Raw genomic sequence first — 2651 nt, 5'->3', positions numbered from 1 at the left:
AGCTAGACAACTTAGCATTTCAATGCAAACTCTTTCAAATTGGAATACCAAAGCAAAGGCTGGAACTTTAGCAGGTACAAAACAGTATTCACCTGATCTAAACGCTCTACTCGAAGAAAATAAAAAACTCAAACAACAGCTCAAAATAGCTGAAATGGAACGTGAATTTTTAAAAAAGGCAGCAGCGTACTTTGCCAAAGAAAGTCAGTAAGGTACGCCTATATGAAACAAAAAAGATATTCTTTTCCAATTACCTTAATGGCTCGATTACTTCATGTTTCAGTTTCATGTTTTTATGATTGGCTCAAGAGAGGCGTGAGCAAAAGAACGATTCAACGAAATCAACAGACGATATTGGTGAAAATAGCCCATGAGGAGACAAGGCAGAGCTATGGTTATATTCGATTAACCAAATACTTACAAGCTCAGGGCATAAAAATGAGTATGTACGCTGTACGTCAGATAAAAGCGCTGAACCACCTGTATTGTAAGCGACACAAGCGTTTTAAAAGGACTACGAATAGTGACCATAATCGAGCGATCTATGAAAACCTGCTGGAGCAACAATTCTCAATGACTAGACCAAATCAAGCATGGTCAAGTGATATTACGTACATATGGACTGTTGAAGGATGGCTGTACTTAGCAGCGGTAAAAGACCTTTACACGAAACAAGTGGTTGGCTATAGCTTAAATGAGCGCATGACAGCACAGCTTGTTTGTAATGCGCTAAATATGGCTATTCACAATCAAAAACCAACCAAAGAACTGATTGTGCATTCAGACAGAGGAAGTCAATATTGCAGCCATGAATATCGAAATATACTTGAGCAATATGGTTTTCAAGGTTCAATGAGCAAGCGCGGAGACTGTTACGATAATGCACCGATTGAAAGCTTTTGGGGAATACTGAAAAATGAGTTAGTGCATCATTACAACTATCAAACCAGAGAAGAAGCCAAAGCAGATATTATAAAATACATTGAATTATTTTATAATCATCGAAGAATTCAAAAGGGTTTGGGTTTTAAGACACCAAATCAAATGGCCGAAGACTTTTATAAGTTGGCTGCCTAGAATCTCCCAAGGGAAAGTCTCCTGATAATTCAGCGTATATCATTAACTTTTTAAATCTAAAAAACAGGAATTTCATTTATGTCTAAACACTATGATTATATTGCGATTGGCGGAGGCAGTGGCGGTATTGCATCAGTCAATCGTGCTGCCATGTATGGTAAGAAATGTGCACTGATAGAAATGGGTGATATTGGTGGAACCTGTGTCAACGTAGGATGTGTTCCTAAAAAAGTGATGTGGTATTCAGCTCAAATTGCCGATGCGATTCATAAATATGGTCCTGACTATGGCTTTAATACAGAATTGAAATCCTTTAACTGGAAGAAATTAGTTGAAAACAGACAAGCCTATATCAGCCGAATACATACATCGTATGACACAGGACTAGCTAAAAATAATGTTGATGTCATTCGAGGTTTTGCAAAATTTTTAGATGCTCAAACAATTGAAGTAAATGGTGAAACGTACACAGCTGACCATATTTTAATTGCTACGGGGACTCAAGCATTCAAACCTGAAATTGAAGGTGCTGAATATGGTATTGATTCCAATGGTTTCTTCGGATTAGAACACTTACCGAAGCGGACTGCTATTGTTGGTTCTGGCTATATTGCTGTGGAATTGGCAGGTGTTCTTAATGCATTGGGTTCGAATGTACAATTATTTATTCGTAAACATCAGCCTTTGCGTGGATTAGATCATTTCCTTGGTAAAACACTATTAGAGAATATGCGCAGTGAAAATATTAACGTGCATACTCATAGTCAGATTAACAAAGTGACTAAAGTTCAAGATAACTCACTTGTATTACACCTAGAAGATGGTACAGAACATAGTGTAGATTGCTTGATTTGGGCAATTGGTAGAAAACCTGCAACTGAAGCGATCAATCTTAATAAGACTCAAGTTCAATTGAACGAGAATCGCTTTATTCATGTTGATGCATATCAAAATACAACACAGTCTGGCATTTATGCAGTGGGTGATATTACAGGTAAAGTCGAGTTAACACCTGTTGCTGTGGCAGCGGGTCGAAGACTGTCTGAACGTTTATTTAACAATAAGCCAAATGAACATTTAGATTATGAAAATATTCCGACTGTGGTGTTTAGTCACCCACCTATTGGAACAGTTGGATTAACCGAAGATCAAGCCATAGAAAAATTTGGTAAAGATGCCATCAAAATTTATAGTTCTTCCTTTACATCCATGTATACAGCGATAACAGAACATCGACAACTCACAAAAATGAAATTAATTTGTGTAGGAACTGATGAGAAAGTGGTCGGAATTCATGGTATTGGATACGGTATGGATGAAATTCTGCAAGGCTTTGCTGTTGCTTTAAAAATGGGAGCAACTAAAAAAGACTTCGATAACACTTTAGCAATTCATCCGACTTCTGCTGAAGAATTCGTCACAATGCGTTAATCATTGATCATCTAAAAGAGCATTTATTTATATATTTGCTCTTATTTTTATATTCTATATCCAAATTATGAACTTTCAACAACTTAGGATTATTAGAGAACTCACTCAACATAATCTCAATTTATCACAAACAGCACATGCTC

The 2651-nt window shown here is 36.8% G+C and carries 2 protein-coding genes; both read left to right on the top strand.

Annotated features, from left to right (window positions below):
* A protein-coding gene (locus D7V20_RS18855) for an IS3-like element ISAba22 family transposase (RefSeq protein ID WP_107010239.1) occupies positions 1 to 1077 on the top strand; the annotation gives its coding sequence in 2 pieces (ribosomal slippage) (positions 1 to 170 and positions 170 to 1077; 1078 coding nt annotated over the 2 pieces). This gene is flagged as partial in the annotation.
* Between the two features lie 78 nt (positions 1078 to 1155).
* The gene (gorA, locus tag D7V20_RS18845; protein ID WP_002122354.1) at positions 1156 to 2508 is read left to right on the top strand and encodes a glutathione-disulfide reductase; all 1353 of its coding nucleotides are present in this window, start codon (positions 1156 to 1158) and stop codon (positions 2506 to 2508) included.
* Positions 2509 to 2651: the final 143 nt, after the last annotated feature.

It is taken from the genome of Acinetobacter rongchengensis (genome assembly GCF_003611475.1).
In the GTDB taxonomy this organism is placed as follows: domain Bacteria; phylum Pseudomonadota; class Gammaproteobacteria; order Pseudomonadales; family Moraxellaceae; genus Acinetobacter; species Acinetobacter rongchengensis.
This window is presented reverse-complemented; position numbering and strand designations above follow the sequence as displayed.